17 protein-coding genes and 1 riboswitch are annotated in these 15,615 nt (G+C 38.6%); of the genes, 5 read left to right on the top strand and 12 right to left on the bottom strand.

All coding sequences use genetic code 11. The features are described from left to right. Positions 1-502 precede the first annotated feature (502 nt). The 4 genes from JOC86_RS08240 to JOC86_RS08225 form a co-directional block, all read right to left on the bottom strand. Positions 503-1,141: a YczE/YyaS/YitT family protein gene (locus JOC86_RS08240; protein ID WP_205170489.1), complete on the bottom strand. Its 639-nt coding sequence runs from the start codon at positions 1,139-1,141 to the stop codon at positions 503-505. A gap of 101 nt (positions 1,142-1,242) precedes the next feature. Next, positions 1,243-1,605 (bottom strand): VOC family protein, encoded by a 363-nt coding sequence (locus JOC86_RS08235; protein ID WP_205170487.1) that lies wholly within the window; start codon positions 1,603-1,605, stop codon positions 1,243-1,245. Between the two features lies 1 nt (position 1,606). Further along, on the bottom strand, positions 1,607-2,635 hold the full coding sequence (locus JOC86_RS08230) for an S-adenosylmethionine:tRNA ribosyltransferase-isomerase (RefSeq protein ID WP_205170484.1): 1,029 nt from the start codon (positions 2,633-2,635) through the stop codon (positions 1,607-1,609). A 2-nt stretch (positions 2,636-2,637) separates the two neighbouring features. Further along, positions 2,638-3,363 carry an SDR family NAD(P)-dependent oxidoreductase gene (locus JOC86_RS08225; RefSeq protein ID WP_205170477.1) on the bottom strand — a complete coding sequence of 242 codons (726 nt, stop codon included), beginning with the start codon at positions 3,361-3,363 and terminating at the stop codon, positions 2,638-2,640. 193 nt (positions 3,364-3,556) lie between these two features. Beyond that, positions 3,557-3,644, top strand: a riboswitch (ZMP/ZTP riboswitch). Between the two features lie 116 nt (positions 3,645-3,760). On the opposite strand from JOC86_RS08225, the gene JOC86_RS08220 reads away from it, so the two are divergent. Together JOC86_RS08220 and JOC86_RS08215 are read left to right on the top strand one after the other, a co-directional pair. Continuing rightward, positions 3,761-4,609 carry a bifunctional 5,10-methylenetetrahydrofolate dehydrogenase/5,10-methenyltetrahydrofolate cyclohydrolase gene (locus JOC86_RS08220; RefSeq protein ID WP_205170476.1) on the top strand — a complete coding sequence of 283 codons (849 nt, stop codon included), beginning with the start codon at positions 3,761-3,763 and terminating at the stop codon, positions 4,607-4,609. A 409-nt stretch (positions 4,610-5,018) separates the two neighbouring features. Further along, entirely contained in the window at positions 5,019-6,542 is a 1,524-nt protein-coding gene (locus tag JOC86_RS08215) for an FAD-dependent oxidoreductase (protein ID WP_205170473.1), read from the top strand. A gap of 47 nt (positions 6,543-6,589) precedes the next feature. Here JOC86_RS08215 and JOC86_RS08210 read toward each other — a convergent pair whose 3' ends face one another. Together JOC86_RS08210 and JOC86_RS24965 are read right to left on the bottom strand one after the other, a co-directional pair. Further along, the gene (locus JOC86_RS08210) at positions 6,590-7,507 is read right to left on the bottom strand and encodes a hypothetical protein (RefSeq protein ID WP_205170470.1); all 918 of its coding nucleotides are present in this window, start codon (positions 7,505-7,507) and stop codon (positions 6,590-6,592) included. Positions 7,508-7,845: 338 nt separating this feature from the next. Continuing rightward, a complete protein-coding gene (locus tag JOC86_RS24965; RefSeq protein ID WP_275583386.1) occupies positions 7,846-7,980 on the bottom strand; it encodes a hypothetical protein in 135 nt (44 codons plus the stop codon). A gap of 180 nt (positions 7,981-8,160) precedes the next feature. Here JOC86_RS24965 and JOC86_RS08205 point away from each other — a divergent pair, with 180 nt between their 5' ends. Continuing rightward, the gene (locus JOC86_RS08205) at positions 8,161-9,657 is read left to right on the top strand and encodes a Na+/H+ antiporter NhaC family protein (protein WP_205170468.1); all 1,497 of its coding nucleotides are present in this window, start codon (positions 8,161-8,163) and stop codon (positions 9,655-9,657) included. Between the two features lie 118 nt (positions 9,658-9,775). Here JOC86_RS08205 and JOC86_RS08200 read toward each other — a convergent pair whose 3' ends face one another. The 5 genes from JOC86_RS08200 to JOC86_RS08180 form a co-directional block, all read right to left on the bottom strand. Further along, the gene (locus JOC86_RS08200; RefSeq protein ID WP_205170466.1) at positions 9,776-11,320 is read right to left on the bottom strand and encodes a polyamine aminopropyltransferase; all 1,545 of its coding nucleotides are present in this window, start codon (positions 11,318-11,320) and stop codon (positions 9,776-9,778) included. Positions 11,321-11,347: 27 nt separating this feature from the next. Next, on the bottom strand, positions 11,348-11,743 hold the full coding sequence (locus JOC86_RS08195; protein ID WP_205170465.1) for a DUF350 domain-containing protein: 396 nt from the start codon (positions 11,741-11,743) through the stop codon (positions 11,348-11,350). 17 nt (positions 11,744-11,760) lie between these two features. Continuing rightward, positions 11,761-12,360, bottom strand: a complete 600-nt coding sequence (locus JOC86_RS08190; protein ID WP_205170463.1) for a DUF4247 domain-containing protein — start codon at positions 12,358-12,360, stop codon at positions 11,761-11,763. A 75-nt stretch (positions 12,361-12,435) separates the two neighbouring features. Continuing rightward, on the bottom strand, positions 12,436-13,107 hold the full coding sequence (locus JOC86_RS08185; RefSeq protein ID WP_205170460.1) for a PspA/IM30 family protein: 672 nt from the start codon (positions 13,105-13,107) through the stop codon (positions 12,436-12,438). 23 nt (positions 13,108-13,130) lie between these two features. Next, on the bottom strand, positions 13,131-13,640 hold the full coding sequence (locus JOC86_RS08180) for a DUF4178 domain-containing protein (protein WP_205170457.1): 510 nt from the start codon (positions 13,638-13,640) through the stop codon (positions 13,131-13,133). A gap of 234 nt (positions 13,641-13,874) precedes the next feature. Here JOC86_RS08180 and JOC86_RS08175 point away from each other — a divergent pair, with 234 nt between their 5' ends. Continuing rightward, complete coding sequence (locus JOC86_RS08175) at positions 13,875-14,384, top strand: DinB family protein (RefSeq protein ID WP_205170454.1); 510 nt, start codon at positions 13,875-13,877, stop codon at positions 14,382-14,384. A 171-nt stretch (positions 14,385-14,555) separates the two neighbouring features. Next, positions 14,556-14,882 carry a hypothetical protein gene (locus JOC86_RS08170; protein WP_205170451.1) on the top strand — a complete coding sequence of 109 codons (327 nt, stop codon included), beginning with the start codon at positions 14,556-14,558 and terminating at the stop codon, positions 14,880-14,882. Between the two features lie 132 nt (positions 14,883-15,014). Here the strand turns inward: JOC86_RS08170 and JOC86_RS08165 are convergent, their stop codons facing one another. After that, positions 15,015-15,611: an uL1 family ribosomal protein gene (locus tag JOC86_RS08165; RefSeq protein WP_205170448.1), complete on the bottom strand. Its 597-nt coding sequence runs from the start codon at positions 15,609-15,611 to the stop codon at positions 15,015-15,017. Positions 15,612-15,615 lie beyond the last annotated feature (4 nt).

Here is a 15,615-nt window from a genome sequence, read left to right as displayed (position 1 = left end):
ATCTATCCCCTTCTTTTATGAGGGTAAAACTTTAATTTTACTCGAATCTTATATAGTACCCCGATTTTAAAAGATTCAACTGCTTCTAAAAGGGATATATGTCTCGCCCAATCGCATAAATACATCTAAATCTTAAACACAAAAATATATTCTTTATTAGGCTCTTTAAAGTAGGTAAAACGTAAATATTATGGCTACTTGGGAGAAAAAAAGGGAATGAGAGAAACAATGAAGAAAATATTTCGGGGGAAATGTTAAAAGTTTACTAGTTTTTTTGTGATGGCGGCATTTTCCTTTTCTTTTGATCTTCGCAACTTGATACGGCTCTATTCAGGACGTCTTTTTAGCTTTTCCGGATTTTCATGGCCACATTCCACTCTTTTGAGAACCCCATTTTCACCTTTTTGGATTTTCACGACCTCATTCCACCCATTACCCCACAGTGATTTCTTTTAAAAAGAAAAAGCTGACTCTTTTCATAAAGAGACAGCTTTGAATGGTTTTATGCAATTTCCGCCTCTTTATCTTGACCTTTTATGAGGAATGACTGTAAAAGCTTTTGACATTGTGGAAGTGAGATTCCCACCATAGAACCTAAGAAAAAGGCAATAAAGATGGTTCCAATTCCAACTGGACCTCCAAGTAACCATCCCAATAAGAAGACAATCACTTCAATCCCATTTCGGACCCACTGGATTTTCCAGCCTGTTTTTTCAACAATTAATAACATTAGGCTATCACGTGGACCCGCACCTAAATCAGCGGATACATAAAGCCCGATTCCATATCCTACAATAACGGTCCCTATTATAAATAATACCGTCTGAACAAGAATCGTTTCAGGATCCGGAATGATATAGTTGAAAAAATCAATAAAGACCCCAATCAACAACATATTTAAAAAAGCACCGATTTTAGGTAGTACCTTAGTGAAAATGGCTGTCATCGTAATCAATAAAATACCGACGATAATCGACCATGTCCCAATCGTTAAACCGAATTGAGCAAACAAGCCATAGTGAAAGACGTCCCAAGGGCCAATCCCCAGATCCTTACCTTTAATCGTTAAAGTAATCCCTAAAGCTAATACGATTAATCCTACAAAAAAGAAGGTCCAGCGTAAACTTTTTTCTCGAATCATTCTATCCCTTCCTACTTTTCAACATTAACTGAATAACCTTATCATAGATTCAGAGAATAAAAAATTTCACAAAACCTATCTATTTTGTTGGATTTCGAATGTCACAAGCTTGATTGAATAATCTCAATGATTTCGCTATCAAGACCCTTATAGAAGACTGTAATCCATCCGTTATCAAGAAGAATCGGCCCCTCAAATGGATGAAGAGAATGCATCGAAAGAGTTTCGATCATGGTCTCTAAATGGTCTACCTCCCATGAAAAATGAACGGTTGAGGTTGGAGTGGTGATGGAGTCAGAGTGGATGAGTTCAACCTTGACTCCATTATTCTCAAGAAATACAATTTTTTCATTTTCGAGAATGAAGCAAGCTACTGTTTTAAAGTTAAAAATCGATTCATAAAATTCAACTGATTTTTCTAAATTCTGAACTTCAATTCCGATATGATGTGATTTAATTTTCACGCTAGTTTCCTCTTATAATTAAATTCATATCCCCAAACTCATGCCAATAATATCCTAACTCTATCGCTTCTCTGTAAGCATTTAACAATTTATCCTTTTTCACAAATGCTGATAATAGAGCAAGGTGGCTAGCTTCAGGCTCATGAAAGCCAGTGAGCAAACCGTCTACAATTTTCAACGAAAAACTTTGATCGATATACAAATTTGTAATTCCCTTTTTCGAAATCATGATTGGATTTTCTCGTCCGACGGTTTCAAGCGCCCTCACGACAGTCGTTCCTACTGCAATTATGCGTTTCTTTTTCCGTTTCGTTTGATTGATTAGCTCCGCGGTTTCAGTAGGAATGATATACTCCTCTGGGTGTTCTGTTGGGGTTGGCCATTGATCATTCCCGTAATAGCTTAAACCTGCGTGTAAGGACAGAAATGAAAGCTGGACCCCTTTTTCCTTTAATTTGTTCATTATCCCCCATGAAAAAGCTCTCCCTGCTGAGGGCATCTCAACAGAGCCGGGAACAGATGCATATGCTGTTTGATAGCTTTCAAGTGGCCATGGAGAATCAATATATTCATAGCGGATTGGTTGACCAATACGGTAAATATGATCTAATAGTTCGCTCCCTTTAAGAGAAAACTCAATTTTCACAAGCGGGGGTTCACTTCCTACGCCTATTATCCTCCCTGATAATCCCTGGTCAAATGTAAGTTCATCTCCGATTTGGTATAGCCCTCCTAGTAGAATTCCTTCCCAACAGCTCTCGGTTGTTTTCCTAGAGAGACGAAGCTCCAATGTTTGATTTCTCCGCTTTGCATCTAAAACGGCAGGGATTGTTCGACTGTTATTAAAGACGAGAAGATCTCCTTCTTCGAAAAAATCTGTAATGTTGTTAAAATGAGTATGAATCGAACCACCATTGTCCGTATTTAAAACCATCAACCTAACATCTTCTCGGTTTTTCCCAAGTATTTCTTTTGGTTTCTTAGCATTTAACTCATCTGGAATCTGAAAGGAATGGACAAAAGCACTCATTTTTACTCCCCTCCTTTTTTAAATAATTGCGCCTCGAATCGTTTCCCGTTTACGCTTTTAGATTCATCTGAAGCTAGGTAAAGAAAAACATCGACAATATCCTTCGGTTGAGCCAATTCATAATCACAATCAGGAACGGCCCGATCATGCATTTCCGTATCCATTTCTCCCGGATCCACCATATTGATTTTCACATTGGTTTCACTCAGTTCATCTGCCCAGGTTTGGGTTAATCCTTCAACAGCGAATTTTGATATCCCATATGCTCCCCATTCACCAAAACCTGTCTTTCCAGCTTCAGAAGTAATATTAATAATGGAACCTTGATTTCTTGATAACATTCCAGGAAGCACTCTTTTCGTCATTAGAAAAGGATTTCCCACATTTACTTTTAGTACTTCTTCAAAATCATTTTGAGCATAATCTAATAAGAGACGAGGTCCAGGTCCAAAAATTGACGCATTGTTGATTAACACATCAACACGACCAAACGTCGATTCTGTCACTGAAACAAATCGGTCGACATCGTTAGAATTTGAAGCATCTGCTGTTACGGCTACCACCTCTGCTCCTAAAGCTTTGATCTCGTCATGTACCTGATTTAGACTTTCTTTCCCTCTTGCACAAATGGCCAGTTTCGCTCCATTTTTCGCAAATGCTAACGCAAGAGCTTTCCCTAATCCTTTTGAAGCACCTGTTATCATCACAACTTGATCTTTTTGACTCATTGGTAATCCCTCCAATAGTTATCTTTGATTTTAGTATATTGTTGATCCAATGCTTTCAAATCGGGTATTGGGGAGAACTAGCTTTAAGAAAATAGAAGGAAAAAAAGCTAAGACCTTCGACGGACATCAAAATAGACGAACAATACATGTAGATTTTTTAATTATGTTCGTGTTATAATCTAAGCAAAGGAATAAAGGTTGCAGTGACTGGCGAAAATGTGGAAAAAACCACAAGGGAGCTGCGTAAAGACCACCATTAGCCGTTCGCCTGGGCAAAGGAGCTGACTCTAAATAAAGAATCAGGAACTACAGCTGCAATATTTTGTATTGATCTGCCACTTGTTCTTAGACACTTTTGAATCAGACCTTTTTCTTAAATTCAGGAGGGATTGTCAAAATGGAACCTTTAATTTTAGACGGAAAGAAAGTTGCAGACGATATTAAGGAACGTCTGCAAACAAGAGTAGGAGAATTAAAAAATCAAGGAATCTCACCTTGCTTAGCTACGATCCTTGTGGGAGATGACCCCTCCTCAGAAACGTATGTAAAAATGAAAGGCAACGCTTGTGAACGCCTAGGAATTCTTTCAAAAAGAATTCACTTACCTAAAGAAACAACGACAGAAGAGCTTCTAGACACGATTTATCAATTAAATCAAGATTCAACCGTACACGGGATTCTTCTTCAGCACCCTGTTCCTTCTCACATTGATGAAAGAGCAGCTTTTGAGTCAATTGCGATTGAAAAAGATGTTGACGGGGTTACAAGTCTTGGATTTGGTCAAACTACCTTTGGCTTTGGAGATTTCCCATCATGTACTCCAGCAGCAATCATTGAAATTATTAATTATTACAACGTAGAGCTAGAAGGGAAGCATGCCGTTGTTATCGGTAGAAGCCCAATTCTTGGTAAGCCTGTCTCTATGATGCTATTAAATCGCAATGCTACAGTTACTACTTGTCATTCCTACACAGAAAACTTACCAGAAATGATCAAGAGCGCAGATATTGTTGTCGCAGCAGTCGGAAAACCAAACTTTATTAAAGGAGAATGGCTAAAAGAAGGAGCCGTTGTCTTAGACGCTGGTTATAATAAAGGAAACATCGGAGACGTAGAATATGAAACTTGTTTTGAAAAAGCAAGTGCCATTACCCCTGTCCCTGGCGGAGTCGGACCTGTCACAATCTCCATGCTTTTAAAGCAAACCGTTGACTCAGCAGAGAAAATGGGCGTTTCGGTAAAATAATATAAAGCGAACCCGGTTTAGGCACGATTGTGCTGGAATCCGGGTTTTTTTGCCTTGCTTGATATTTGGCCATGAAGTGCGATGGGTCACATTATTTTCGGGAGCCGCTCATAAATTTTATTTTCAACTCCTACATTCACGAATCCAGCGCCTATTTGGACTGAGATCGTGAATTTTTCTTCGAGATCTGCGCAACAAATAACCTTCATTTCCTAAATACATTCCCTACTATATACTGGGATACAGACTCTTTACACAAAAAACCTCTAACAACTCTAGTACAAGCTATCCTCCTACATCTATACTCCTTCCAAAAATAAACACATAACGAGAAAATTCTTAGAATTTATACATGAAAACTCCTCACTTGGAAAAATTATGATAAGAAGCATATGAGGAGGACAAATCGATGAACCCTGAAGAAAAGATTCAACAATCACCCGAACCTTATTGGAGAGAATCCGTAAACATTCAATCATTTCCCAAGGTACAAGAAGACCTTACAGCAGATATCGTCATCGTCGGTGGAGGAATAACGGGAATTACAGCAGCATACCAATTAACAAAGCAAGGCAAAAATGTTGTTCTAATTGAAGCAAATCAGCTTTTCAATGGAACAACCGGGCATACTACGGCAAAGGTAACAGCTCAGCATGGTCTTATTTATGATGAGCTAATTCAACATTTTGGAAACGAAATAGCAAAACTGTATTACAAAGCCAATGATGAAGCTATAACGTTTATCAAAGACACCATCAATAGTTTAGGAATTGAGTGTGATCTTACCGAAGAGGATGCATATGTCTATTCCACTACTGAGAAGTATGAGAAGAAAATCGAAAAAGAATACGAAGCCTACAAACAGTTAAAAATCGAAGGCGACTTGGTTGAACAGCTTCCGATTGACCTCAACATTAAAAATGCGGTTGTCATGAAAAACCAAGCTCAGTTTCACCCTTTGCAGTATTTAACAAAGCTAGTCGAGGAAATTACGAAGAACGGTGGAAAAATATACGGAGATACAATAGCAACGGACATTCGAGAAGGAGATCAACCTCAGGTTCAAACACGTGATGGAAACACCATTACTTGTAATACCGTTCTCATCTGCTCGCATTTCCCTTTTTACGATGGAATGGGACTTTATTTTACCAAAATGTATGCCGAGCGCTCGTATGTACTCGGTGCTAAAACGCGAAAGGACTATCCTGGAGGAATGTATTTAAGTGCGGAGGATCCAACACGCTCCATTAGATATACAAACACATCTAATGGAAAGTTAATACTTTTCGGTGGAGATAATCATAAGACAGGCCAAGGCAAGGATACACTGGAGCATTACAAAGCCCTTGAAACCTTTGGTGAGGAAGTCCTTGGAATCGAAGAGGTAAAGTATAAATGGTCTGCACAGGATTTAATTACCGTTGATAAAGTTCCTTATATTGGCCAGCACAGTTCTAAGAAAAAGAACATCTATGTGGCTACAGGTTATAAGAAATGGGGGATGACAAGTAGTACAGTAGCAGCCACATTGTTGACAGACTTGATTATTAAAAAATCAAGCCCCTATGAAGAGGTGTTTCAGCCATCTCGTTTTGTGGCAGACCCAAGTATCAAACATTTCATTAAGGAAAATGCTGATGTAGCCAGACACCTTGTAAAAGGAAAACTAGAGATTCCAATGAAAACACCTGATGATCTTAGGGTTGACGAGGGTGACGTTGTGAATATAAATGGAATAAGGGGTGGAGGATATCGAGATGAAGATGGGAAACTTCATCTCGTAGATACCACCTGTACTCATCTTGGCTGTGAATGTGAATGGAATCATGGTGATCGTACCTGGGACTGTCCATGCCACGGCTCACGCTATTCTATTAATGGCGATGTTATTGAAGGTCCCGCTGAAAAACCATTAAAGAGATTAGACTAAAGAAAGGGGTGAAGAACCAGCTTAACATTGGTTCTTCACTTTTTTTCTCATTCGTCTATCCTATCAAAATGAGCTAGTATAATTAAAGCATCTAATGTAAGGACACCTTGCCACTCCTCATAGGCATTTTCAAAGCCCTCTCCATAGAAGCTCTTACCCCAAGAAGGACTGATTTTCCCTTTTTCCACCAATTCTTCAAGAAGAAAATCAAGATTTTTCTCTATTTTTTCTGTAGGAATTCCGAAATCGTTTTGAGCAGGGTTTTTCACAAAATCAAGGGGAGTTGGTACATATTCATTCCATTTTGATTCATCTAGTTGAATGAGTTGTTGAACTCCTTTTTTTAAAGGAGCTTCTAGGCGATTTTTTAGCTCGTTAGGTAAAACTTCATGGAGTTTTACATAGCAATATAGTTCATGCTCTGATTGAAAATCGACTTTATTTTCTAATTTTGAAATCGCTGTTATAACTAAATCATCGATGTTCAACATGTGCACAAACTGACGATTTTGATAAAGATACGCCAAAATTTCCGCTGTAGGATTACCCCAGCTATAATCAATAACCGTCAACCCTTCCTTTTCATTAAAATGCCACCACGGTGTGTGAGGATAGTCATTTACTTCTTTCGAAACAGCAAACCAACCCTTTCGATCTACATCATAAGTTTTTTCTAAGTATTGAATCGCTTTCCTGATACTTGTTTCTGCTTCGTTCCCACCGACAGTTACAAGATGTCTTAGACCAACCGAGGTTGCAAGCGGTGACGATAGTGGCAATCGAAAATCAGATTCCATTCCATGACCGAAACCTCCATCTTCATTTTGATACTTCACTGTTTCTGCTATTACCGTATCCGCTTTACCTTTTTCAAATAAAAAACGAAAACACTCTGCTTCAAGAGAACGTCCATTTCTTTTAATAAACTCCCCTGCCTCTTCAAAACGTTCACGACTCATTTTCATTAATAGTTTTTCCTCCCCTTTGATTCATTCCCTCTACTAATTAGATAAGAAGGTTTCATTTCCCTTCATTTTAGAAGAATGGGCTTAGGAAACTAGAAAAGCGCAAGCGTCACGTCAAAGGTTGAAAGGCTAAGTTCGCCACATCCTGTGGGTAGCAGGCATAGCATAAGGCGGGCCACCAAGGAAGGGTGCCTTTTTCCTTCCTTGGTGGCTTGACTTATGTCTCGAGGAGTTAGGCGCTGAAGCTGGACACTGACAAATCTTTTTAACCATAAACACTCCATATTTTTATCTAATAAAAAAAGACTGACACTAGAGTCAGCCTCACTCCCATTACCTTAGTCTTGATACCGATTCTTTTTTTCCTTTACCTGTCCTGTTGTGAACTCTACCATCTCTGAGCTTGTCCGATTTCCTTTTTTCTGATTGTTATTTCTTTGTGCATTCGCATTTCCTGATTTTGTACGTCCCATTTCAATCACTCCTTTTCGTTTAAGGATAGTATGAAAAAGTGGAGCTGAAAATATTCTGTCCAATTCGACAAATTCTTGCCCGGGAAATAAGAGTCACTCTTGATTAGAATAAAAACATGAAATGACCTCATAATAAAAGAGAATTCATATAGGAGGAACTTGTTTTAAGGAGGGCAAAACATGAATGATGATCAAGGACAGGAATTAGCTGCCCAAGAAGCAGTCGGGGAGCTAGAAATTGATAAACTTGAATTCAGAGGAGGGGTCTTCTTTTCAACTATTCCTCTTGTTTTTTTCATTGTTTGGGCAATCACGTTAAGTGTAATGAAACTTGTTACAGAAGAAGCATTAGTATTAGGAATGGTCATTGGAATTGCGATTGGTCTCTTTTTTTGTAAATCAAAATGGAAGAATTATGCTCAAGCTTTGTTTACTGGAATGGCGCAGCCAATTGGTGTAATTGCGGTTGTAGCTTGGTTTTGGGCAGGGATGTTTGCAAAGCTTCTCGCAGCCGGTGGCCTAGTTGAAGGACTTATATGGTTTGGATTTAAGACTGGACTTCAGGGTGGCTTTATTGTTGGTTTGACCTTTATATTATCCGCACTATTCTCTACTGCTGTAGGTACTGGGTATGGAACGGTTGCTACTTTTGGAATATTAATGTTTCCTGCGGGGATCATTTTAGGTGCAGAGCCCGTTGTCCTTCTCGCTGCGATTTTAAGTGGGGCGGTTTTTGGAGATAATCTGGCTCCTGTTTCTGATACAACGATCGTATCGGCTACAACTCAAGAAGCAGACGTTCCCGGTGTGGTGAAATCTCGATTTAAATACTCGATTGCGGCAGCGATTCCCTCCCTTATTTTATTTACTCTTCTGGGCGGAGGTGGAGATTTCGGTGAACCTCAAGTATTAGCCAACCTCGAGGCACAGGTTTCTCCTAAAGGGTTGTTTATGTTAATTCCTTTTATATTTGTTCTCTATTTAGCCCTGTCAGGAAGACATCTACTCACTTCTCTCACTTGGGGAATTGTTTCCTCAATCGCCTTCATTTTTTTAACAGGGACTTCCTTTTCTGAAGTTCTTGCGTTTTCAAAAGATGAGGCTGGAAACCCAGTGGTAGAAGGAGCTCTGATGAGCGGAATAGGCGGTTACTTCAATATGGCGATTTTAATTTTGTTTATATTAGCAGCAGCACATTTAATGGAATTAGCCGGGACTATGGAAACAATCAAGAACTTTTTCCTGAAATTAATTAATGGAGCGGTAAAGAAAGCTGAGCTCTCTATCTTTGCGATTGTGGCATTTTTAAATGTGTTCATTACCATCAACACAGCAGCAGAAATTACCGCAGGACCTTTTGTACGTAAGCTCGGAAAAGAATTTCACATCCATCCTTACCGCCGTGCTAATTTTCTTGATACTGTCTCGTCTTCATTAGGCTATATTTTCCCTTGGAGCGGTGGTGTATTACTTGCCTGGGCAACCATAAAAGGGGTGGCTGAAGACTTTGATTTCATTCCCGTTATCGGTCCAACGGAAATTTTCCCTTTTGTTTTTCAAGGCTGGTTTCTATTAATTGTTATGTTTATCGCAGCGATCACAAGCTGGGGATTACGCTTTTCTGGAGAAAATGGTGAAGAGGTAAAGCCTGAAGATTTTTATATGAATAAGGACTAAAGAATCTTTATCAATTAGAGCCCGGAACCGTTCATAGAAATCCTCTTAACCGTTCCGGACTATTTTCGTTGTTTTATAAAACTGGTAACGTTCCTTGCTACTTTTTACAAAATGAGCCTTAATAATGTAGCCATGCCTCACTATATTTCTGAATTAAGATTGGATTCATAAGAGTGTTAACCTCTAACTGAACCTTTTTCCTGTTTTTTTCCATTTCCCTGTCGATATCTTTTCCAAAAGTTCTCAAGCTTTTAAGGGTATCTTCATCTAAAAATTTTGTTCCTTCTGGTAGTTGAATCCCTTCCCAATCAATTGGCTTACGTTTTGCTAGGACAAAACCCCAATCTCCGAAGCTCGGAATATCTACGTGTAGATTTGATGTTTCTAACCCTGCTGCTTGGATGGTTTTATCAATGGTCCAATAGACTTCTGTTGCAAAGGTAGGGCTGGTAGATTGAACCATCACACTCCCACCTGGATTCAAGTGATTTCTGATAAGCTGATAAAACTCCATTGTGTAAAGCTTATTTAAAGATTCATTATTCGGATCAGGTAAATCCACGAGGATCACATCATAAAATTTCTTTGCTTCCTCCAAAAACACAAAAGCATCTTGATTCACTACACTGACTCGGGGATCATCTAAGGCATGTTCATTTAGGTCAGCAATATCATGGTGAGACCTTGCAAGTTTTACCATTTCTGGGTCTAAATCAACGAGTGTGATGGTCTCAATTTCGTTATACTGCTTCAGCTCGCGAACGGCTAGACCATCACCGCCCCCGAGAATGAGCACATTTTGCTTCCTATCGGACATAGCCATTGTTGGATGGACAAGTGTTTCATGATAGCGGTATTCATCAGTAGAACTAAATTGGAGCTGGCCATCAAGGAAGAGGCGTAAATCCCCTTGCTCTTTTGTTAGGATAATTTGCTGATACTTTGTCTGATCATAATAGACGATAGGGTCACGATACAGCTTTTGTTCAAGGGAAAAGGCGATTTCCTCTCCAACAAATACCCCAGCCAATAGAATGAGAAAGATCATAATTCCTGCTGATGCATGACGCTTTATGTTTTTGATTTCATCTCTGAAATAAAATAGAAACCAAATGGCGACTCCAACATTCACTAGGGCAATGACAAAGGCTGATTTTACTAACCCTAATTCAGGACGTAATAGATAAACAAATAAGAGGCCACCGATTAACCCTCCTGCATAATCAGAAAACAGTACTCTAGCCGCGCTTCGATTTAATTTTTCTCCAATTTCATTTGCTTTCCGAATCAGGATGGGGAGTTCTACACCTGTTAATGTACCCACTAATAGTGTGATGGAATAAAGGAAAAAGGCATCTGTACCGTCACCTATGTACGCCGTAACACCAAAAAGGAGAAATACAGAAAACCCACCTAAAATTCCGATCAAATATTCAATCCAAACAAAGGATAAAATCAAATTTTTCGTTACTTTTTCACTGATGTACGCACCAATCCCCATTCCTGTAAGAAAGAGGGAGATGGTGAGCGTATACTGCTTAACCCCATCTCCCAAAATATAAGAACCTGCTGCGCCAAAAAGAACCTCAAAGATAATGCCACATATCGATACAATGCCAGATGCCCAATAAATGGCTTTTGTTTTCTTTATTTGTTCCTGCATGTTTTATAAATTCCCTTCTCTAATGCCTCACGTAATCGATGCACCGATAACAAACGCTAACCCTACAGACACCGCAAAGCTAATAATCCCCACAGATACATTCCCTTTTAACAATTGTTCCTCGACAGAGAATTTTCTTGTTAAGAATTCAAAAATCAAATAGGCGACCATCTGTAGAACGACTCCAAAAGCTCCCCATATAAGGGTATCCGTCAATTCTGAACTATGATAAATCGAAAAAGCCAGAATGATACAGATTCCAATAATTTTCCCACTAATAGAAAGGGCTACGGCATGATTATTGTTTAATACCTCATCCCAATCCTTATACTTCCTTGTCATGATCTCAAAAATCACTAATCCAATGATGACAATAATAATGGCTAATGCAAAATACATAAGTGTTAATAAAAATGGCTGCATTCTCTTACTCCCTTCGTCTATTTTCCTGAACCAGGACCTCCACCGCGTACGGAAGACCCTTTTCTGATGGTTGGCGTCTGATTTAAACCTTTAAAAGACCCTCCAGAGGCTCCATAGCCACCATAACAATAATCTGGGCTTTTATTACACCTTAAATTCTGCTTTTTCCCCCAGTCGTCGACATCTAGAAGGTCATCTAAAACCCATAGTAAAAACAAACCATTAAAGAAACTAGGACTATAATTATTTCTAACGAAATCATCATTGGCTACTTCAATATACGTATTGGCACTATTTTCTTCATCTTTTGTCAAAATAACAAAAAGACGATCATACACAAGCACCTGTTTATCATCCTTAATTTCACTTTTTTCCACCGGTTCAATATGACCACTAATCGTTGATGAAACTTCTTCAATCGATTGATTCTCTGCTATGTAGATTTCAGAGAAATTTGAGCTGTTTGTAACGCTTGAAACGGTATCATGAATGACAAATTCATTATTTATAAATTCTGCAATTCCTTCTTTAAATAACGAACCGCTACCTGTATTCGAACCACAAGCGGCTAACAAGAGAACAACAGAAAGAAGAAGGGGAAGAAGTGGTTTCTTCATCAATTCACCCACTTTCTATACAAAACTAGGGGGACTGACGATTTGTCAGTCCCGAACCTATCATAGAGGTATATTTTATTCTTTTCCGATTTGTTTCTTTAGCGCAGCTAATTCATCATCCACGCTATTCTCTTTGTCCAAAGCATCTAACTCATCATCTAAACTTCTGTTGCTAGAGCGCATGTCTTCACTTGTTTCCGCTTCTGCTTCAAATTGAAGGACCTTTTCCTCCATTCGCTCAAACCCTTTTCTGGACTGATCTCCACCAATCCCTGACATGGCACGATTCATTTTTGTTCTCGTCTTCGCCGATTCTGCACGTGCTTTAAGAGAATCCTTTTTCAATTTCATTTGGTTGTATTCACTTTTCATTTCATCTAGCTTTGTACGAAGGGTTTTAGCATCTTCTTTTGCACGAAGGTAAGATTCTTCTAATGTCTCTGCTTGGGATTGATGTCCTTTTTTATCTTCTAATGCTCTCCGTGCTAAATCTTCATTTCCAGATTCTAAGGCTTTTATGGCTTGCTCCTGACGCTTGTTTGCCATCTTTTCTGCTTCTTCAAATTTCTTTTGAAGCATTTTTTCATTGGCAATTTGTTTTGCCACAGCTGCTTCTGCATCGCGGATATCCGCTTCCATTTCACGCATAAATTGATCCAACATTTTCACCGGATCTTCTGCCTTATCCAGCATTGCGTTTAGTTCAGACCCTACTACCGTTCTCACTCGTTTAAAGAATTGGAACAAATGAATCTCCTCCTATAATGATTTTATTTACTAGCGATAATCTTTATTTCATATTCTTCAATTTCATACCCATAGCTTACTTCAACTTCTGAACCCCAAACCTCTATAGATAGGAATTGCTCTTCTTCATCATCACAATAATCATAGTACTTACACTGAATATTGTTAACGTTCTTCCCTCTACCTTCTCCACGAACTCTTGCTACTCCAGATTCATCGAGATTAAAACGAATTCCATCATGTTCAAGTTTTTTAGGAAAGGGCTCCTGAAGCTTCAGCTTTATTTTCTCATAGATTCCTACATACAGTTCATCGTCCATTTCAGCGCTTAACCACAGCGTTTTTGCTGGACTCTGAAGCTGATAGGCCAACCATTCAAAGCCATGATCTTCGTATATTAGTTTTCCTACTACCTGATAATCTTCAAGATCGTAGGAAACAATATCCCCGACCTCTATTGAGAGAATATCCCGTTCTTTTACTTCAGGAATCTTTTTTTCTTTTTTTCCAAATAGGTTAGTAAAAAAGCTCATGTAGCACCTCCGTTTCAATCTTCCTAATGACATATACGATTTACCCTTATGAGAAGTTTCACTTTATAAGAACTTTATGTAGGTATTTATTATTATTAGTTTAACCCTACAAACCATCACTAGTACAAGTTTATCCACTTAATTAAGTTCGATTTCCATAAAGCACCTTAACTTAGGAAGGAGTTCTTCAAATGAAAATTGAATGAATTAAAAAGATTGTGAGGAGGTTTCATGATGAAAGAAGGAATGCTTTTTCAACAAATGGAATTTATTCGGGCACGAACAATTGCTGCTTTGGATGCTACAACCGAGGAAATGGCAGATGTCATACCGAACGGCTTTAGAAACTCCATCAGATGGAATTTGGGTCATATCTATCTTGCACAAGAAAACCTATTACACCATTTTATTAAGGAAGAACCCATCCTTCCTAAACATTTTCTTGAGCTTTTCCATTTTAATACTGATCCAACCATTTGGGAACATTCCCCTCCTAGCTTAACAGAGCTAAAAGGGCTTCTCGAGGAACAACCAAATAGAGTAAAAGAGAAATTTACTGGCAGATTAGATGAAGTCGGTAAAGAGCCATTTCGGTTAACAGAAAAGGTACAATTCACTACTCTTGGAGAAGTACTGTCCTTCACTAATTGGCATGAGGGGCTGCACCAAGGAGCCATTACGACAATTAAAAGGGCACAAGGAATTGAGAATTTGTGGGAAATCCCTGCAAAGCATAATCTATAAGCATATAACCTTCCAATCCTATCGATTTATGCATCTATTAATCTATTAGATTAGTTGGAATTTGCCCTAAGAAAAGAAAAATGCAAAAATAAGGACCTTAATTGAACCGATGGAGGTCGTGAAAATCCAATTAAGCCAATATGACGATCTTAAAAGGAGTTCAATGATTTTATGAATCAATCGCTACTTACTATTGCGCTTTATAAACCTTATGCCGAAAAAGAAAAAGAACTAAATGATATTCTAAAAAACCATGTTTCTACCCTTCAAGAAGAAGAACTAATTACTTCCCTAGAACCAATTCGAATCCTATCTAAAAATGGAACTGTAATGGAAATTTTCGAGTGGAGATCGGAAGAAGCAAAGGATCTTGCACATCAATCGAATCAAGTAATGACCATTTGGGAAAATATGATGGAAGTAGCCGAGATGAAATCACTCTCATCGTTACCAGAAGCATCAACTTTGTTTCCAAATTTTAAGCCCTATACACTTTAAAGCAAACTCCTTTCTGAACTATATTCTATGGGTCTCTCTTGGCAGGGTGAAATATTAGAGTAATTTTATTCATTATGAAAAATGGGGCAGACACTTTTTGTGTCTGCCCCATTTCCCTATTCTATATCATCATTACTTATTCATTTGAGCAAGAAAATCTCCTAGAAGATCTTCCATACTTTCTTCAACGATATCCTCTTCTTTATCAGGCTCTTGTGTTTTCATAGCATTTTCCCAATCAAAATTGTCTAGTTCCTCGTCCGTTGAGTGCGAATGCTCTTCAACCGGCTCTGTATCTAGATCGTTTTTTCCTTCGATAGAAGCCCAACCACTATCATGCTCCTTGCTTACAGCCGTTTCTTCTTGAAGATAGAGGGCTTCATCGATGTCTAAAGCGCTACTACTTAAAGATGCAAGAAGGGATGCTGTTCGAACTGGATTTGATAGTAATTGATAGACAATACTGCCCAATAAAGCTTCAGAATGTTCGTGCTTTAACCAGTCTCGTTGGGATTTATCTAAGCCTTTAGGTAAAGGGATTGTAATCGCCTCTCTTTGTTTTGACACAGTGTTATTTACACCAGTCATCACAAGTTCAGCGATTTTACTGGAAAAATTTCGTTTCTCCGTTTCCTTTAGCTTCTGTAAATGTTTCAGTATATGGTCAGGTGTATCCGAGGGAATTCGAAATGTAATCGGCTGTCCCCTAGTCATTCCCTTGTCTTTCATGAAA

The organism is Rossellomorea pakistanensis, assembly GCF_016908495.1.
GTDB lineage: Bacteria > Bacillota > Bacilli > Bacillales > Bacillaceae_B > Rossellomorea > Rossellomorea pakistanensis.
Note: the sequence above shows the minus strand (reverse complement) of the source record. Positions and strands in the feature narration are given on the sequence as shown.